This is a genomic window from Corynebacterium singulare, assembly GCF_000833575.1.
Classification (GTDB): Bacteria; Actinomycetota; Actinomycetes; order Mycobacteriales; family Mycobacteriaceae; genus Corynebacterium; species Corynebacterium singulare.
The window spans coordinates 2,480,591-2,498,533 of sequence record NZ_CP010827.1; the positions used below are offsets into that span (position 1 = coordinate 2,480,591).

The window sequence follows — 17,943 nt, forward strand, 5'->3', positions numbered from 1 at the left end:
GTGCTCATACTCTCGCGTTAGGTGTTACTGGCGAGCATGGTGTCATATGTCCACACCTCTGCGGTTATTCCGGTAGCGCGCCTGTACAGCTCCCTTTCTGTCAAAATGCAAAGGTCCCCACCACCGACCTGCTGCATCATCAATTCCACCATCGTTTGGCCAGCTCGATGTTGTAAAATTAGCTCAGAAATAAATTCCTTGTTCCACTGAAAGTCATGAAGTATCCACGGGGCTTGCTGTTGCGCTGTCAGCTCGAGCATCTGCGAAAACTTTTCCGCAATATCGCGTCTTACCCGACCATCCGAAAGCTGCGCAATATGATTTTCGGTTTCGATAACAGCAGTGATAGGCAAGATAAACCTAGAGTCTTCGGACTGACGCTGAGAAAAGTCGTACTTCGCTTGTTCTCGATCCTGGCATTTTTTCGGAATCTCAAGCAGATTGTCCAGCACAGAAGTGTCGATGAAGTAAACGCGCATCAGCCAATCCCAAAAAGCTTATTCAGGTTGTCGAAGCTAGCCTTCGTATCGGTGTCATCGACCAATTCGCCGGCAGTTACAGCAGCTCCCAGACTGTGTTTCGAAATAGAATCCACGAAATCCGGTAATTCCACCAATGGTGAAAGTTCACTATTCCCGGTTTTCTCATCTCGGTAACACACCGCAACCTGACCGTTAGTTTCACCAGAAATCTGATCCAAAATCGCGGGGCTATGAGTTGTTACAAGAACCTGAGAGTCATGCTTGTGTGCTGATTCGTTAAGCATGTGCATAACTCTTTGCGCCTGTGACGGGTGGAGACCGTTTTCCATTTCCTCGACGACGATTTGCGCTACGGCGCTGTCCACATCATCTCCGCTTGAAAGAGGCTGCTCGATATCCAAATCTCTGGGAGCTGTTTTTAATGCCGTTGCAATCGCCAGGAATCGAAGAAGCCCATCGCTCATTTCACGTGCGGGTGTGCTTTCATGCCTTCCATCCGCAAAGTGCTCAACAAGAGTAAGCATCACTTCGTCCAGCTGAGTGTCAATAAAATCCAAAGTAGAGTCCACTCCGGTAACGTTTGCAGCCAACTGTCCTAAATCGCGGAAGGTTTCAGGCGAATCTTTTCGTAATTGCCAAAGTACCGCCGACAGATTTTCGCCGCTGCGTTTGAGCTGAGCGTTCTTCTTCGCAACGTAAGTGCGCATAAGACTTGGCACCGGGTCAAGGTGAAACACAGATCGAAGTGCAGTACTCACAATCGATGCGCCCTTCAACACTGAATTCTCCGCACGGTTTTTCCCTGCAAGAACTGCCTTTACCTGCCCTAGAATTAGACGGGAGTCCCGCATAAGGGTTGCTGGGTTCGCGCCACGCTTTCCGTTGAAAATCTCCGTATAAATTCCAGCAAGCTTATCTGCCGCAGGTTGAGTCTTGAAAAGCTCTGCTTCTTCAGTTCTGACCCCACTTTTTACGGAATACCCTGGCCCCACCAGGCTTTCCTTTAGCACTCGCAGTTCCGGAAGCACCTGTATTTCTACGTCAAAGCGAAAAACATCTTTTCCAGCTTCGACAGTGCAGCCCAACTCAAAACTATCTTCGCCGTGTGGTGCACAGCCACGGGAGCCTCCCCTAATTGGCCCTGCGTGCGTCATACGTCCATCAAGAGCATCGCTGAGCTCCGAGCCCAAAGATAACCGCGACAAAACCTCAAGCCCATCTAAGGCGTTCGACTTGCCGGAGCTGTTTAAACCTGTAAGAAAAGTCACCGGATGTAGCGTGAGTACGGCATCGTGAAAAGACTTAAACCTGCGCAGGCGCAGCTCGGCAAGGCGGGGAGCGGACATGCCGCACATGATACACATGTGCGCTGGCAATCATGGTCCTCAATGTGACTCTCGTAATGCGGCACGCGGAAACCCTCCACCACCAGGATCAATCGCGCCACGCCAAAAAACCAGCTAGGCGGCAGGAAGTACACAGCCCGAACAGAGCCACAAGGCCGCAGACCACCATGCCAAGTGCCATAGTCAGCGCCGGGTTAGAGCCGAGCCCCATGAGCGGGCTAACCACACTGGCCAGCAGGGATTGGCCAAACCCCATGATGGCGGAGACACTACCCGCGCGCGAGCGCATAAGCCCAGTGGCGAGGGCGGTGGCGTTGCCCATGATGAATCCTGTGGGCGCGATGCATGTGAAGAGGACGGCAAGGCTCAACCACACCGGCGCGTCCATGACAACCGTGAGCAACAAGAGCAGTGCGCTCACGACGATTCCGGACACGCCTATCCGCAGCATGACGGCAGGTGACAGCGAGTCCAAGGCCCGAGAATTCACCACGGTGGCAGCGAAAAGGCCGACGGAATTCATGCCGAAGATGAGCGAGTAGCCCAAGGGCGAAAAGCCCCATTGGTTTTGAAGAACGAAGGCGGAAGCGCAGATGTAGCAAAACATCGAGCAGAAGCCGAAGGCCATGGTGATGAGATAGCCCCATACCCGGGCATTCGTGATGACGGCCCAATAATTACCGGCAACAGTGCGAGCCAAGCTCACCCGAGATGACTCTGGGCCACAACGCGCGCTGACGGTCTCTGGAACGATGAACCAGGCCAGAATCAGTTGTAGAGCATGCAAGCCGGCAAGCACCCAGAAGATACCCCGCCATCCCAGTGGCTCCGCCAACACCCCTCCCAAGACCGGGGCAACGGCCGGGGCAATGCCCTGCAAGGCCATGAGCAGCGAATAGGCTTTCGCGGCAGCAGCGCCATGGACAAGGTCCGGAACAATGGCACGCGCTAGGACCACGCAGGCCCCGCCGCCAAGGCCTTGCAGCACGCGGGCGACCACGAGGATAGCGGCACTGGGAGCCAGGGCAGACAGTACCGAGGCAGCCAACGCCAACGCCGCGCCGCTGAGCACGAGAGCTTTACGGCCAATAACATCTGAGAGCGGACCCACCAGCAACTGGCCGGCACCCATACCGATGAAGAAACCGGAGATGGTCAACTGCACCATCGAGCGAGTGGTGGCGAGGTCAGCGACGATGGCTGGCATGACCGGCAGGTACATGTCAGTCGCAAAAGGCGCCGTTGCGGACAACAGCGCCAAAGATGCCACTAGGGGGAAGGGGATCACGCGTCGCGTTTCTCCAGAACCAGCACGCCGATACCCCACAGGATGATGGCCCAAGCGAAGAAGACCACTCCGCCCATGCCTACTGAATCCCAGGGGGCGCTGTCCTCCACCATGTCCATGGTCCAGTTGGTGAAGGCGGTAAACGGCATGAAGTGGATAATGTCATCCCCCACCACAGGAAGGATGCGCACCACGTTTTCCAGGCCCATGTAGAGGATGAGGGCAATCGCCACGGTGCCGGCGGTCTGCCGCAGCAAAAGGCCCAATCCTTGGACAAACATCACCGCACCAAAGGCGGCCAGCGGCGCCGTCCACAGCAGGCGCTGAGCGCTGTCCTCTGAGAAGGGGTGGAACGCTTCCGCGGCGGCAGGATTGGTCGTCATATCGGCGAGGACAAAGATGTACACCTCACTGAAAAACATGATGAGCGCAGCAATGAAGCCATAGAGCACTAACTTCGCAACGGCCACTAACCACCGGTTGGGGTTGGCCATGTACGTCACCGATTGCGTCTTGTGGCGGTATTCCGTGGTCACCACCATGGCACCCTGGATCATGAGGATCGGTACGCCCAAAAGCAGCAGCACAGCTACAAGAGAATTGGGTTGTAGGGGGCTTATGCCCAGGACGGGCTCGCCCGCGTTAAGCGAGTTAATCAGCGTCCAACCTGTCGCAATGACCAAGATCAGGCCAGTGGTCCAGAAGAATGATTTAGTGGTGCGCAGTTTGGTCCACTCCGCATTGAGCATGTTGAGAAACATTAGTGCTGAGCTCCTTCTGCGTTGATGCCGGCACCTCTACCCGCGGCTGTCTGCGCCCCACCAGGCTGTGCCTGGTACTGCACCACATCATTGGTCATCGCCATGAAGGCCTCCTCAAGGGAGGCTCTGTGCAGCGTGAGCTCCGTCAGGGGCACACCGGTAGAATAGGCCAGCTGTCCCACGTAGTCCGTGGTTTGCTCTGGAATAACCAGCGTGGGTCGGTTTTCCTCATCCACAGACGTGGTGAAGAACACCCCGGCCTCCCGCAGGACGGAGCCGAACTCGCACAGGTGTTCTGAGCGAACGATGACGGAGGCAGTCGAGTTTTCCTTGACAAAGTCATAGGTGCGCTGGTTGGCCATGAGGCGGCCACGACCGATCACCACGAGGTGGTCAGCGGTCTGTGCCATCTCCGAAAGGAGGTGGGAAGAAATGAGCACCGTGCGTCCCTCTGCAGCAAGCGCGCGCACGAGCGAGCGCACCCAGCGGATACCTTCGGGGTCCAAGCCATTGACCGGCTCATCCAGAATCAGCACGCCTGGGTCCCCCAGGAGTGCCGCTGCCAAGCCGAGGCGCTGGCCCATACCCAGAGAGAAGCCGCCGGCCTTCTTTCCGGCGACGTCGGAAAGCCCCACTAGCCCCAGCACCTCATCAACGCGCGAGGTAGGGATACCGTTGGACTGTGCCATCCACTTGAGGTGGTTGGCGGCGGAGCGGTTGGCGTGGACCGCTTTAGCGTCAAGAAGCGCACCCACTTCCCGCAGCGGGTGCTTGAGCTCTCGGTAGGGCTTGCCATGCACCAAGGCTGTGCCCGCCGTGGGCCGGTCGAGGCCCAGGATCATCCGCATTGTCGTTGACTTTCCCGCGCCGTTGGGCCCCAAGAAGCCGGTCACCTGTCCCGGCTGTACCTGAAAGGTGAGGTCATCAACGGCGCGGACAGACTTATACTGTTTTGTCAGTCCGGCTACTTCAATCATGCACTACAGCGTGCCACAGCTTCCTGCCATGTGCCTGTATTAGCGGTTCAGCTCCCCACAACGCTCCACCAGCCCGGGCAATGCCTCCCGAAAAGGTGGAATGAGATCCAACTGGTCTACCTGTGCAAACGGCACCCAGCGCAGTTCAGCGGATTCCTCGTTAGGAGTCGTTTCCAAGCGCTGGCCCGTTACTGTTCGCGCCAGCACCGTGGTGTAGGTCCAGCCGCCATCAAACGGCCCAGAGGTCACGATGGACTCGAGGACCTCCACATCTGCCACGGCGATGCCGGTTTCTTCCTCGGTCTCTCGCAGCGCAGCCTGCTCCGGAGTTTCCGGCTTATCGCGCGCCCCGCCCGGGATTCCCCACGTCCCGCCATTATTAGTCCACGTGGCACGGTGCTGAAGCAGCACCTCATCCCCAGCTACGAGGAAGAGCCCCGCCGCACCGAACTTGCCCCACACAGGCACCCCGTTCGGACCTTGGGCCCATCCATCGCCGGACAGTTCTGGGTTTACACGCGCACTCATACCTCCAATCTATACCCACTTACGGGTGAAGAGCGCTATCCTAAGGGAATGACCGGCCCGGCCACCGAACTGCGCGAGCACTCCCCCGAATCGTGGGGCGATCACTGGCTCGATGACGTCACCGAGCCCGCCGCACCAGCGTTTAGCCGTCCCACGCAGCTAGCCATGAGTTCTTTTGCTGGCCCGGCGCGCGTGGTGAGGCGTCTCTACAGCTTCGCCGCCACCACCCCAGGCAAGCTTTTTACCGTCACGCTCATCCTCACCGCGGCCCTCGCTGCGGCGGGTTTTTCCATGTCTTCATCCTCAGCCGCCCGCCATGACGACCTCGACGCGCTGTTGACCTCAACCGAGCCGATGTCGAATGCGGCGCACCATCTTTACACCAACCTCTCGCTCGCAGACACGGTTGCCACCACCGGCTTTGTCCAAGCAGGTGTGGAGCCGGAGGGCAACCGCAAGCGCTATAACGAAGCCATCGACGCCGCTGCCGTCGCCGCCACACAGTCCGTCGTGGGCTCTTCTGCTGAGGATGAACGCGTGCGCGAACTCGTCACGTTTATCCAGCGCGAGCTGCCCGTCTATACCGCTCTGGTGGAAAAGGCCCGCGTCAACCACCGCGCGGGCAATGCGGTGGCAAATTCCTACATGTCGAATGCCTCTGCGCTGATGCGCACCCGCATTCTTCCGGCCGCGGCGGAGCTGTTCACCTTGACTTCGGAAAAGGTCACCCAGCAGCAACAACGCCTTACCCGCCCGCAGTGGGTCCCGCTCTCCGGACTGGTGGCGGCGCTCATCTTTTTGGGCTTGGCTCAATGGTGGCTGTGGCGCCTCACTCGCCGCCGCCTCAACCGCGGATTCGTCGTAGCCACGGGCTTGCTCTTTATCGCCTTGGCATGGGCTTCCGCCGCGAACTTTGCCACATGGGCCTCGGGCCACCAGGGCTTCGAAACGGTTTCGCGCCCCTGGGACTCGCTCACCGCGTCCCGTATTGAGGCCCAGCAGATGCGTACCTCCGAGACCCTCGCGCTGGTCCTACGCTCCTCCCAGCAAGACATGTCCGTGCACTTCAACTCCACGGTCTACTCCGTCAACCAGGCCCTGCGGAATTATGAAGAGGCTCTGGACGAGAGCTCCGATCCCACCCTCATCCCCCAGGCCACGCAGGCAGTGGAGGATTGGAGCACCACGCACGAGGCCTTCATGGAGGACCTTTCCACGGGCGACTACGACGCCGCGGTGTACCAAGCCACCGCCATCGATCCGGATGGCGCCCCTACCGCCGCCAGCGCTTTCAATGCGGTGGACAATTCACTGGCCGCCCTCATCGATGAGGCCCGCGAGTCCATGCGCCAGTACTTGATGCGGGGCCTTAACGCCATGACCCTGGTGTCCACGGGTGTTTCGCTGGCGACGTTCGGCGCCATCATCGCGGTGTGGTTGGGCATTCGTCCGCGTCTGCAGGAGTACCTCTAATGAAACGCCTGTGCTTGTCAGCGTCCCTCCTGGCCACCTTCTCCCTCATGCTGAGCGCCTGCGAGACTACCCACACCACGGCGCCAGATCCCGTCCTGTCCACGAGCGCGGATATCCATTCCACCCCCGGACCACCGCTGCCGGAGGATGCCATCATCGAACCGGCCGGTGTGGGCGAAGCAGCCAAGCCGAACGATGCGGAGCCCTATGGTTCCTACCGCCCGGATGACAAGACGCCGGAAGAGCGCGTGCCGGACATTATCAAGCGCGGCCGCCTCATCGTGGGTGTGGATCGCTCCAATAACCTGTTGAGCTACCGCGATACCGTCACCGGTGAGGTGCGCGGCTTTGAAGTGGACATTGCCCGCGAAATCGCCCACGATATCTTCGGTGACTCGTCCAAGGTGGATTTCCGCTTCGTGGAGGCCTCCGACCGCGCCAAGGCCCTCAATGATCACACGGTGGATATGGTCATTCGCACCATGACGATTAGTCCGGAACGCCAGCGCGAGGTGGCTTTTTCCATCCCGTACATGAAGACGGATGCCCGCCTGCTCGTGCTCAAGAACTCCGGCATTCATTCCATTGAGGACGCCGCGGGGCTGACGCTCTGCGCGGCGAAAGGCTCAACCATGGTGGATGCCATTCGCAAGCATTCCCCGTCCTCCGACATTCTGGAGACCCACGCGTGGGGCGATTGCCTCATGGCCCTGCAGCTGGGGCAGACCGATGGCATTGTGGTCGATGATGCGCTGCTGTCAGGCATGCTGGCTCAGGATTCCTACACCGAGATCGTCGGCAATGCCCTGGAGACCCAACGCTACGGCGTGGCCGTGCGCAAGCCAGATGCCTCCTATGACTCCCGCCCCCTCATCCGGCAGGTGAACTCCACCTTGGAGCGCATCCGCTCCGATGGCACGTGGCTGAGGCTCTTCAACACATGGTTGGGAGATTACATGGATCGCCCCTCGCTTCCCGCGCCGAAGTATCTCAATGAGACACCGCCTGCCACAAAGTCCACCTCCTCGGAAGAGTCTTCTGGTGAGGGCCGCGCCACCAAGGGCGATAACAAGGCTGACACGACGAAGGAGGGACAACCGTGACGCACCGCTTCAGCGAAGACGAGCTCGATCACCTCACGCCCGAGGAGCACGAGCCGGACGCTGCGCCCTCAGCACACCCCGCCCCCAGTGATGCCTCGCGCTACGATGACACCAACGACGCCACCGAGGCCGTTCCTTTCGACCCCTTCGCCGACGACGACTACGAGGTCGACAACGAGGTCAACAGCGACGTCGACAGTGAAGGGACTAGCAAAGGCAACACCCCTGCGGCTGCAGAAGAAGCCACGGATGCCACCGTCGCCGCCGTCCGCCCATCCAGCGCCCAGGGAGCAGCCGACGCCGGTGGCTCTGCCGGGGCATCAGACCCCGCCGAAGCTTTCGACCACACCGCGGCCGTTCCCTTCGATCCTTTTGCCGACGATGAGGACGATGGCGATGAAGGCAATGCAGACGGCGTCGTCCTGCCTACGCCCGCCCACCCCGGCGCGGGCGGTAAGACCGCTGGTCGAGCACCACGCTCTGGTACATCCGGCGACGGTGACTACGTCGATTCCGACAACATCGCTGCGCTGATTGAGGAACTGGGCCAGCTGCGTGATCGCCGCAAGACTGAGGATCCTTCCCAGGCCTCACGCCGCCGCGCCATCGACACCTTCCGTCAGCGGCGCACCACCAAGCGCACCGACCGCGAGGTGGCCGACGGCATGACTACCTTGCCCTTCGTTGTTCCCAGCAACCCGCGCGAGGCGCTCATTGATCCGGAGGATTCGCCACGTGTTGCCCCGCCGCAGCTTAAGCCCGGTGACATAGTGGCGGAGCAGTACGAGATTCTCGGCGTCCTTGCCCACGGTGGCTTGGGATGGATTTACCTGGCCAATGACCACTTCGTTTCCGGGCGCATCGTCGTGCTTAAAGGCATGCAGTCAGAAAACTCCGCCGAACAAACAGAAAACTCCGCCGAACAAACCGCCACTGCTGAATCGGAGCGCGAGTTCTTGGCGGATATTACGCACCCGAACATCGTCAAGATTTTCAACTTCATCGATGACGCCCGCGTGCCCGGCGGCTTCATCGTTATGGAATACGTCGGTGGCCCCTCACTCAAGAACCGCCGCAACCACCAGGAGAATGACGTCTTCCCGGTCGATACTGCGATTGCTTACATCCTGGAGATCCTCCCCGCTTTGGATTACCTCCACGCACGCGGCGTGGTCTACAACGACTTGAAACCGTCCAACATCATCGTCACTGAAGACCAAGTCAAGCTCATTGATCTCGGCGCGGTCTCGGGCATCGGTGCTTTCGGCCACATCTATGGCACCCAAGGTTTCCAGGCCCCGGAAATCGCCACCAAGGGGCCCTCCATTGCCAGCGACATCTACACCATCGGCCGCACCTTGGCCTGCATGGTGCTCAAGCTGCCGGTCGAGGACGGAGTGTACAAACCTGGCCTGCCCACCCCGGCCGAGGAGCCGCTGCTGCGTCGCTATCTCTCCTTCTACCGCCTGCTGCTGCGCGCTACGGATCCGGATCCGGACAAGCGCTTCCACTCCGTGTCTGAGCTGCGCAATCAGCTCTTTGGCGTGCTCCGTGAGGTCATCGCCATCCGCGATGGCATCCAGCACCCGGCCCAGCACTCGGTGTTCTCTCCGCAGCGTACAACCTTCGGCACGAAGCACCTGGTCTTCCGCACGGACCAGCTCATTGACGGCATCGATCGCACCGTCCGCATCACTGCCCCCGAGGTCGTTTCCGCCCTTCCGGCCCCGCTCATCATGCGTTCCGATGTGGGCGCCTCGCTGCTCCAGGGTTCCTCCTACACGGAGCCACAGGAAGCTCTGGAGACACTCCGCCAGGCCATGCAGACTCCCGAGTATGAAGAGTCCGCGGAGATTCCCCTCGGTGTGGTGCGCGCGATGATTGACCTGGGGTATATCGGTCAGGCCCGCGAATGGCTGACCTCCATCAAGGACCGCCTGGGCAATGACTGGCGCTTCCACTGGTATTCCGGCGTGGCGGAACTGCTGCTGGACAAGTACCGCGAGGCCCAGGCTCACTTCGCCCATGTCCTCGACATTTTACCTGGTGAAGCTGCCCCTAAGTTGGCCATTGGCGCAGTCAATGAACTGATTCTCCAACAGTTGGGGTTCTCAGAAGCAGCGCTTATCGACGCCTCCGTGGCCCGCGCCTGCGCCAACCTCACCACCTCACTTGCGGATCTACCCAACGAGGTTTTCGAGGAACAGCCGGGAATCTGGGACCACGTCACCGAGGAGCCAGCGCACCTGCGTTTCAATTCGATGCGCCTCTACGGAATCGTGTGGGCCACGAACCCATCGACGGTTTCCTCCGCCTTCGGTTTGGCCCGCCAGCTACGCGCGGAACACCAAGTGGAACTGGCCGTGACCACCCTGGACAAGGTCCCGAATGCCTCGCGCCATCACCGCATGGCGCGCCTGACCACGATTCTTCAGCTCATTGTCCATGATCTCTCCGAGTCGCGCATTCGCCGCGCTGCCCGCCGCCTTGAGGAGATTCCGCAGAACGAACCGCGGTTCCTCCAGATCAAGATTGCCGTCATCTCGGCCGCCTTAACTTTCTTGCGCGATGCCGACCTTGACGCTTCGGCTTCCCCCAACGACCTTTTCGAGTTTCCCTTTACCCAGCGCGGCCTGCGCTATGGCCTGGCCGATACTCTGCGGGCTCTTGCCCGCCAGGCGCCCTTCTCGCGCCACCGCTACGCCCTCGTAGACCTGGCCAACAAGGTCCGCCCGGTCACCCTTTTCTAGCTCCCACGGCATTCTAGCTCCCCTACGCACGCCGAAACCCCCGAGAGAGGAACACCACTCTCAGGGGTCTGCCCGGAATCAACGCGTTGAACAGTTGAAAAGATGAAGCACGGACAGGCTAAGACCTAGTAAAGGCCCGCCTCACGTGCCATGTCTGCGATGACCGCAGACTTCTGTGCAATTGCCAACTCCTCGTTGGTCGGCACAACGAAAACCTTGACTTGGGACTCGGCGGTCGAAATCATGCGCGGTTCCTTGGATCGCACCAGGTTGGCTTCCTTATCAAAGTCAATGCCGTACATATCCAGGTTGTACAGCGAATCCTGGCGGACCTCGGTGTCATTCTCACCCACACCGGCGGTGAAGGTGATGGCATCCACGCGGCCCAGCGCAATCATGTAGGAACCGATGAAGCGACGCAGCTGGTGGATGTAGATGTTGTACGCCAGCCAAGCATCCTGGTCCTCGTTGTTGATGCGCTCACGCAGCACACGGAAGTCGTTGACACCCGCAATGCCCTTCACACCAGACTGCTTGTTGAGCAGGTTGTCAATCTCATCGATCGACATGCCCGCCTGACGCGACAGATGGAAGATGATGCCCGGATCGATGTCACCGGAACGGGTACCCATGGCCAGACCAGCCAGCGGGGTGAGGCCCATCGAGGTGTCAATCGGACGGCCGTTGCGGATAGCGGCCGCAGAGGCACCATTGCCCAGGTGGAGGGTGATTTGGTGCGTGTGCTCAGGGTCGCGCCCCAGCAAACCTGGAACCTGCTGCGAAACAAATTCGTGGGAGGTTCCGTGGAAGCCATAACGACGAACGTCATACTTCGAGGCCACCTCATTGTTGATGGCGTAGAGCGCAGCTGCCGGTGGCATCTGGTTGAAAAAGGCGGTATCAAAAACCGCGACGTGCGGGATGTCCGGCAGTAGTTTGCGGGCCACACGAATGCCATCGAGGTTGGCCGGGTTGTGCAGCGGAGCCAGCGGGATGAGGTCCTCAATCATGGACTCAATCTGGTCCACGATGAGCTGCGGCTCACTGAACAGGCGGCCGCCGTGCACAACACGGTGGCCCACCGCGATGACCTCGACATCCGTCGGGCCCACGCCGTGCTCGTGCATGATGCTAAATGCACGGTCGAGGCCGAAGGAGTGGGAGGGAATCTCCAGTTCTTCCTTGTATTCCTCACCGCCGGTCTTGACGGTCACCGCACCCTGCGGCTCACCAACCTGCTCCACCAAACCGGAGACCAGCGGGGTATCGGTAGCGGAGCTTTCCGGATCGACCAGCTGGAACTTAACTGAAGAGGAGCCTGAGTTCAGAACGAGTACGTACGCCATTTACTTCACTCCTGCCTGGATAGCGGTGATCGCCACAGTGTTGATGATGTCTGGGACGGTCGCACCGCGGGAGAGGTCGTTGACTGGCTTGTTGAGGCCCTGCAAGATTGGGCCGACCGCTAGGGCGCCACCGGTGCGCTGCGCGGTCTTGTAGCCGATGTTGCCGGCCTCCAAGTCCGGGAAGACGAAGACGGACGCCTGACCAGCGACCGGGGACTCCGGCGCCTTCTTGGCGGCCACGCCCGGGTCGCACGCAGCGTCGAACTGCAGCGGACCGTCCACCGCCACGGAGGAATCGATGTTCTTGGCGGCTTCCACGGCTGCCGTAACTTTTTCCACGTCTGGGCCAGCACCGGAGGTACCGGTGGAGTAGGACAGCAGGGCCACGCGCGGGTCCAAGCCAAATTGCGCGGCGGTCTGTGCCGAGACGATGGCAATCTCACCGAGCTGCTCCGGGGTGGGGTTCGGGTTCACGGCACAGTCACCGAAGGCCCACAGGCGCCCCGGCATGACCATGAGGAAGATGGAGGAAACCACGGAAGCTTCCGGCTTGGTCTTAATGATCTGGAAGGAGGGCTTGATGGTGTGCGCCGTGGTGTGTGCGGCACCGGAGACCATGCCATCAGCCAGGCCCTTGTGGACCATCATGGTGGCGAAGTAGGACACGTCCTTCATGGTCTCGCGCGCCTGCTCCAGGGTCACGCCCTTCTTCTTGCGCAGCTCCGCAAAGTCCGCAGCAAACTCTTCTGCTAGCGGGGACTCCAGGTGGTTAATGATGTCCACTCCGGACAGGTCGATTCCCAAGTCCTGAGCGCGCTTCTCCACGGTGTCATCACCCAGGATCGTCAACTTCGCCACCTTGCCTTTGAGGAGCTCACCGGCGGCTTCAAGAATGCGGTCATCTTCGCCCTCCGGCAGGACGATGTGCGCGCCCACCTCGCGGGCCTGGTCCAGAAGCTGCTTCTGAAAGAGTTCCGCACACATATACGGCTCAATCTCCTCCAGTGAGGAGAGGGCACCGGGAACCGAGGAGACATCGGTCAGCGCGTCCACCACAGTCGCTCCCACGGAGCGTGCGTGATCGAGGGCAAGCTCCGCGGTGCGGGCAGGCGCGTTGGAGATGAGCACGAACGGCAGACCCAAGGCCGCTGCGGCCTTGGCATCAAAGTCCATGACACCCGTGCCCTGAAGGACTACGTTGCCCTCCGGGACGTTGTCGAGGACCTGGCTCAGTTCCGTGCCAAGGTCATCAACCTTGGCGAAGGTGGCGCCGAGCTCCTGCGCAACAGCCTCAACCCCCAAGCCGTCGAAGCCGCGTCCGATGACGCTGATGAATGCAGAATTACGTGAGGACGTGGTGGGCATAAACAACCTTTCTCTCATGGGAAGGCGTGTAGCCCCGCTCACACACAGGGCACACAGTGACACCTTCACAGTACGGGAACATGCCATCCATCGCCGCACCCCCGCCACGGTCCCGCGCCATTATCCCTGCACAGAAGCGGCCGCACCACAAGAGAGTGCGCTATTCCACACAAACTTGTCAACCGTGATCCACCCGGGGTAGGCTTCTGACCAGGATTGTTACTTCGGGCAAGACCTAGGCTCCCCACTCATTGACGCGTGGGGATGGTTCGGCATGAACCATCGCGGCCTAGGTCTTTTGTGGTTTTTATACTCCAGCCCGCTTACCCGCGAAAGGACTGACATGTCGACTGAAGTTCGCTCGCCAGCTGAAGCCATCATCGATGGCATCGGCGGAGCGGAGAACGTCACCTCGCTCACGCACTGTGCCACGCGCCTCCGCTTCGAGCTGGCCGATTCCTCCAAGGCAGACAAAGAGGCACTCGAGGCCATCCCCAAGGTCATGGGTGCCGTGCCCCAGGGCGGCCGCAACTACCAGGTGGTCATCGGCGGCGACGTCGCCACGGTCTACGACCAGATCATGGCCCTTCCCCAGATGAAGGAAGGCGGTGAGCACACCGGCCGCTCCAACGATGATGTCAAGGCCGCCGCGCGCGCTAAGTCCAAGGGCAAGGTGCCGTGGCTCGACGCCTTCTTCGAGTACCTCTCGGATTCCTTCCGCCCCATCCTGGGTGTGCTACTGGGCGCCTCCCTGGTTATCGCCTTCGCATCAGTGCTGGATGCCTTCGAAGTCGTGGACTTCCGCTCCCCGGACAAGCCGGCCTCGTGGTTCTTCGTGGATGCTATGTGGCGTTCTGTCTTCTTCTTCCTGCCGGTCATGGTGGCTTATAACGCTGGCAAGAAGCTGCGCATCGACCCCTGGGTTCCCGCAACGATCATGCTTGCTCTTTTCACCCCGGAATTCCTCAATCTCTCGGAGAATCCTGCGGTCCAGTGCGTCACCAACGACACCCTCGGTGCGGAGCAGTGCTCCATTGAGATTTTCGGCATGACCATGCAGCTGCAGGACTACGGCGGAAACGTCTTCGTCCCGCTCATTATGGCCGCCGTTGCTGCGCTGTTCTACAAGGGTTTCCAGAAGATCATCCCGTCCGCGGTTCACATGGTCTTCGTCCCCTTCCTTACCATGCTCTTCGTCATCCCGTTGACGGCCTTCCTCATCGGCCCCTTCGGCGTGTGGGCCGGTAACGGCATTGGCGCCGGCCTGTCCTGGATGAATGACAACGTTCCGTTCGTCTTCGCCCTGGCCATCCCGATGCTCTACCCATTCCTCGTCCCACTGGGCCTGCACTGGCCGCTCAACGCCCTCATGCTGGTCAACATCCAGACCTTGGGCTATGACTTCATCCAGGGCCCGATGGGTGCATGGAACTTTGCCTGCTTCGGCGCCACCGCTGGTGTTCTGGCCATTTCCATCCGTGACCACGACACCGTGATGCGCCAGACCTCCGGCTCTGCCCTCCTGGCCGGCCTACTCGGTGGTGTGTCTGAGCCTTCGCTCTACGGTATCCACCTGCGCTTCAAGAGGATTTACCCGCGCATGCTGGTCGGCTGCTTCGCTGGTGGCCTGACTGTGGCTTTGCTGACGCTGGGCACGAACGGCATTACTACCGACGCCTTCGTGTTCACCTCCCTGCTGACCATTCCGGTCTTCACCCCGATGGCCAAGTACGCCATCTCCATCGCCGTGGCTTTCGTCGTGGCCTTCCTGCTCATCTTCTTCACCGATTACCGCACCCCGGAGGAACGCGCAGAGGCTAAGGCCGCACGTGAGGCCGCCGAGCTCGGTGAAGCTAACGCCGACAATGCCGGTGACGCCGGCGCTGCCGGTGCGGGCGCTGCAGGTGCTGCAACCGCTACCGCCACCAAGAGCGACGCCCCGGCCAAAGCCGCTGCACCCGCTGCTGGCACCACCACTGACATCGCCTCCCCAGCTGCCGGTGAGGTTGTAGCCATGGCCGACATCGATGACCCGGTCTTCTCCGCCGGCACGCTCGGTGATGGTGTGGGCATCGTCCCTGAAAACAATGACGTCTACTCCCCCGTGTCCGGCACCGTGGTCAGCGCCATGAAATCCGGCCACGCCTACGGCATCAAGACTTCAGACGGCGTGGAGGTCCTCGTCCACATCGGTATCAACACCGTAAAGATGAAGGGTGAGGGGTTCACACCAGCCGTCAAGAAGGGCGACACCGTGAAGAAGGGTGAGCTCCTAGCCACCGTTGACTTCGACAAGGTCCGCGCGGCCGGCTACGACACCACCATCGTCCTAGCTGTAACCAACACCAAGGCTTTGGCTGCCGTGTCCCCGGCTGGTCTGAAGCACGCATCTGCGGGCGACACGGTTATCACCACCACCCGTTAACAACCTCCGACTAAGCTGGCTCGATGTTCCGCCATCGTGGCCAGCTTTGTCATATGCGGATCGAACCTTATCCTCGGGCCCACCCCAGGCCCAGTCGGCCTTTCTTCACAAGAAGAGTCCTCCCACAAGAGAAAGGTGCCTCGTGCAACTGTTGCGTGTGTTTAACAACAACGTCGTTCTCGCACGGCGCGGTGAGGAGGAGGTCATCGTCACTGGCCGCGGTATCGGCTTCCAAGCCCACCCCGGATCACCAGTAGATCCGGACAAGGTGGCCAAGGTTTTCGTCCCCGATTCTGGCCGCGATCCCGATCACCTCGCCGCCATGATTGCCGGTATCCCCGGCGAGTACGTGCAGCTGGTCATTGATGCCATGCACAGCGTGGACATGTCGGAGGCCCTGCGCAGCAAGCTCACGCTCGTCGTGGCAGTTGCGGATCACATCCACGGCGCGGTCTCTCGGGGCACCGCAATTGCTTATCCCTTGGAGGCTGAGGTTCGCCATCTTTACGCCGAGGACTTTGCCCTCGCGCAGCATCTTCTGGCCGCCATTAACGATGGCCTTCAGAAGCCCCTAGCCCAGGATGAGGCTGTGGCTATTACCTTGCATCTTGTCAACGCTGGCTTCGCCGTCGGTGATTTGTCGGGCACCTACCGCATGACGGGCCTCATCCAGCAGATTTTGGCCGTGATTGGTTCCCACAATGACACGGAGCTCAACAGCGAGGACATCTCCGTCGCCCGTTTCATCACGCACCTGCGCTACCTCTTCGTGCGCATGGCGGAGCATAAGCAACTCGATTCCGATGACCGCCAAGTAGCCACTGCCATTTCAGCCCGCTACCCCGAGGCGGGCGAGACCGCCCAGATTGTTTCCAATCTCATTGAGCTGCGCCTCGATGACGCTCTCACCCCCGATGAGGTCTCCTACCTAACGCTGCACATCGCGCGCCTGCAGGAGGCCTCTGTCTAGCTGCAGTCAGCCCCCCCCACAGACGCAGCTAGACAGCACTGGATCCGATATTAGGCCGCCGGTACCTCAGCCGGGGCTTCAGCAGGAGCCTCTGCCGGCACTTCGCCTGCCCCTTCGACAGGCGCCACCGGCTCCGCCACGGTAATGATGTTGTCCTCGTAGCCCAGCTGGCCACCGACGAACTTTCCGCCACACGTAATGAGCACCAGGCGGTTCTCGCCCTCTGTGTCATTGACAACGTCTGGGAATCCTGCGCCCTTCGGCAAACGATACGGCGCCTCCGTCACGCGGAACATGCGCTCCTCGCCATCAATGTAAACCGTGAACTCCTGCCCCTGTTCCAAGGTGGTGAATTTCTCGGCAAAGCCGGTGCCCTGGCCCTGGTAATTGATGTGGCCAGTAATCACGCTGGAGCCCACCGGGCCTGCCTCGCCGGGAACTGCCGACGCCGAGTACCAGCCCAAACGCGACACATCACGCGGCGGAATCAACATTCCGTTCTCAGTGACCTGAATTGGGTCAACCGCTGCGATCTCCTCGTTGATGCCCAGCGACATCGCACCGAAGTCACGGAATTCACCCGGGGCAGCATCAATCTCTTGGTTCTGCTCACCCGAATCATCCACGAACGGGTCAGAGTTGGTCGTCGTCGGTGCGGCCTCCTCCGTGGCCGACGCCACCGTCGAAGACGCGCCTGCGTCCCCTGCGTCATCGTCGCCGTTACGACCGAAATACAACACCAGCTGGATAACCACCAGGATGATGGCTATCAACGCCAGGATGGCCCAGAGCGCCTTCTTACCGCCCTTCTTCTCACCATCATCCGGCTTCCTGTGTGCGCCACCGGCCGGCACCGATGCTGATGACGATGCCGCCGCGGCATCTGATTCCGCACCAGAATCCTGCCCGGGATATTTCGGGATTCCGTTCGTTTCTTCCGAATCAGACATAGCTGTTTACTCCTTCGTTGCTGCAGGCCACCGCAACACGCAGTTGACCTCGTGGTGCTCACACACTTCAATAATAATTTTTCTAATTAAACAATAGATGACAAATCCCCTCCAGTGTTCACTACGAACCCTGGAGGGGATTGCCCTACACAAGTTCTGCCCCTTCCAACCCCTGCCTT

Annotated in this window: 14 protein-coding genes; 5 read left to right on the top strand and 9 right to left on the bottom strand. The window is 60.3% G+C overall.

Annotation, left to right across the window (positions count from 1 at the left end):
- Positions 1-17: 17 nt before the first annotated feature.
- The 6 genes from CSING_RS11515 to CSING_RS11540 all read right to left on the bottom strand — a co-directional run bounded on the left by CSING_RS11515 (position 18) and on the right by CSING_RS11540 (position 5,382).
- A complete protein-coding gene (locus tag CSING_RS11515; RefSeq protein WP_042532437.1) occupies positions 18-479 on the bottom strand; it encodes a hypothetical protein in 462 nt (153 codons plus the stop codon).
- The gene (locus tag CSING_RS11520; protein ID WP_042533454.1) at positions 479-1,828 is read right to left on the bottom strand and encodes an AAA family ATPase; all 1,350 of its coding nucleotides are present in this window, start codon (positions 1,826-1,828) and stop codon (positions 479-481) included. Before CSING_RS11520 ends, CSING_RS11515 begins: the two co-directional genes overlap by 1 nt.
- Before the next feature lie 88 nt (positions 1,829-1,916).
- Positions 1,917-3,116: a multidrug effflux MFS transporter gene (locus CSING_RS11525; protein ID WP_042532439.1), complete on the bottom strand. Its 1,200-nt coding sequence runs from the start codon at positions 3,114-3,116 to the stop codon at positions 1,917-1,919.
- On the bottom strand, positions 3,113-3,877 hold the full coding sequence (locus CSING_RS11530) for an ABC transporter permease (protein ID WP_042532442.1): 765 nt from the start codon (positions 3,875-3,877) through the stop codon (positions 3,113-3,115). The genes CSING_RS11525 and CSING_RS11530 overlap by 4 nt, the downstream gene beginning before the upstream one ends.
- On the bottom strand, positions 3,877-4,854 hold the full coding sequence (locus CSING_RS11535) for an ABC transporter ATP-binding protein (RefSeq protein WP_042532444.1): 978 nt from the start codon (positions 4,852-4,854) through the stop codon (positions 3,877-3,879). Before CSING_RS11535 ends, CSING_RS11530 begins: the two co-directional genes overlap by 1 nt.
- Positions 4,855-4,893: 39 nt before the next feature.
- On the bottom strand, positions 4,894-5,382 hold the full coding sequence (locus tag CSING_RS11540) for an NUDIX domain-containing protein (protein ID WP_042532446.1): 489 nt from the start codon (positions 5,380-5,382) through the stop codon (positions 4,894-4,896).
- Positions 5,383-5,430: 48 nt separating this feature from the next.
- Between CSING_RS11540 and CSING_RS11545 the strand changes: the two genes are divergently transcribed.
- From CSING_RS11545 to CSING_RS11555, 3 genes are read left to right on the top strand one after another with little or no spacing between them, the layout of a single operon-like run.
- A complete protein-coding gene (locus CSING_RS11545) occupies positions 5,431-6,855 on the top strand; it encodes a hypothetical protein (RefSeq protein ID WP_042532448.1) in 1,425 nt (474 codons plus the stop codon).
- The gene (locus tag CSING_RS11550) at positions 6,855-7,958 is read left to right on the top strand and encodes a glutamate ABC transporter substrate-binding protein (RefSeq protein ID WP_084226210.1); all 1,104 of its coding nucleotides are present in this window, start codon (positions 6,855-6,857) and stop codon (positions 7,956-7,958) included. Before CSING_RS11545 ends, CSING_RS11550 begins: the two co-directional genes overlap by 1 nt.
- The gene (locus tag CSING_RS11555; RefSeq protein WP_042532450.1) at positions 7,955-10,708 is read left to right on the top strand and encodes a serine/threonine protein kinase; all 2,754 of its coding nucleotides are present in this window, start codon (positions 7,955-7,957) and stop codon (positions 10,706-10,708) included. The genes CSING_RS11550 and CSING_RS11555 overlap by 4 nt, the downstream gene beginning before the upstream one ends.
- 125 nt (positions 10,709-10,833) lie before the next feature.
- Here CSING_RS11555 and CSING_RS11560 read toward each other — a convergent pair whose 3' ends face one another.
- Positions 10,834-12,054, bottom strand: a complete 1,221-nt coding sequence (locus CSING_RS11560; protein WP_042532452.1) for an acetate kinase — start codon at positions 12,052-12,054, stop codon at positions 10,834-10,836.
- Complete coding sequence (pta, locus tag CSING_RS11565; protein WP_042532454.1) at positions 12,055-13,419, bottom strand: phosphate acetyltransferase; 1,365 nt, start codon at positions 13,417-13,419, stop codon at positions 12,055-12,057.
- Between the two features lie 343 nt (positions 13,420-13,762).
- On the opposite strand from pta, the gene CSING_RS11570 reads away from it, so the two are divergent.
- Both CSING_RS11570 and CSING_RS11575 read left to right on the top strand, forming a co-directional pair.
- Complete coding sequence (locus CSING_RS11570; RefSeq protein WP_042532456.1) at positions 13,763-15,844, top strand: glucose PTS transporter subunit IIA; 2,082 nt, start codon at positions 13,763-13,765, stop codon at positions 15,842-15,844.
- Positions 15,845-15,986: 142 nt separating this feature from the next.
- Entirely contained in the window at positions 15,987-16,814 is an 828-nt protein-coding gene (locus CSING_RS11575; protein WP_042532458.1) for a PRD domain-containing protein, read from the top strand.
- A gap of 50 nt (positions 16,815-16,864) precedes the next feature.
- Here the strand turns inward: CSING_RS11575 and CSING_RS11580 are convergent, their stop codons facing one another.
- A complete protein-coding gene (locus CSING_RS11580; RefSeq protein WP_042532460.1) occupies positions 16,865-17,764 on the bottom strand; it encodes a class F sortase in 900 nt (299 codons plus the stop codon).
- Positions 17,765-17,943 lie beyond the last annotated feature (179 nt).